Origin of the sequence: Pseudomonas sp. RA_35y_Pfl2_P32, from assembly GCF_963970735.1 — a bacterium.
Taxonomy (GTDB): Bacteria; Pseudomonadota; Gammaproteobacteria; order Pseudomonadales; family Pseudomonadaceae; genus Aquipseudomonas.
The window spans coordinates 1-497 of sequence record NZ_CAXAQF010000243.1 but is presented as its reverse complement, the minus strand read 5'-3'; the positions used below and the strand labels follow the sequence as shown (position 1 = coordinate 497).

The window sequence follows — 497 nt, the reverse complement described above, 5'->3', positions numbered from 1 at the left end:
ACTGGGGTGAAGTCGTAACAAGGTAGCCGTAGGGGAACCTGCGGCTGGATCACCTCCTTAATCGACGACATCAGCTGCTGCATAAGCTCCCACACGAATTGCTTGATTCATTGAAGAAGACGATAAGAAGCAGCCCGAAATTGGGTCTGTAGCTCAGTTGGTTAGAGCGCACCCCTGATAAGGGTGAGGTCGGCAGTTCGAATCTGCCCAGACCCACCAATTTTGTGTGGGAAGAACCTGTAGAAATACGGGGCCATAGCTCAGCTGGGAGAGCGCCTGCCTTGCACGCAGGAGGTCAACGGTTCGATCCCGTTTGGCTCCACCACTACTGCTTCTGTTTGTTGAAAGCTTAGAAATGAGCATTCCATCCTGGTGATGGTGAATGTTGATTTCTAGTCTTTGATTAGATCGTTCTTTAAAAATTTGGGTATGTGATAGAAAGATAGACTGAACGTTACTTTCACTGGTAACGGATCAGGCTAAGGTAAAATTTGTGA

General features: G+C 47.9%; 2 tRNA genes and 1 rRNA gene. All 3 read left to right on the top strand.

Features of this window, described 5'->3' with window-relative positions:
- Positions 1 to 60 (top strand): 16S ribosomal RNA (locus tag AACY45_RS28085); the annotation flags it as partial.
- A gap of 82 nt (positions 61 to 142) precedes the next feature.
- Positions 143 to 219, top strand: a tRNA-Ile gene (locus tag AACY45_RS28080).
- Positions 220 to 249: 30 nt separating this feature from the next.
- Positions 250 to 325, top strand: a tRNA-Ala gene (locus AACY45_RS28075).
- The last annotated feature ends 172 nt before the right edge of the window (positions 326 to 497 follow it).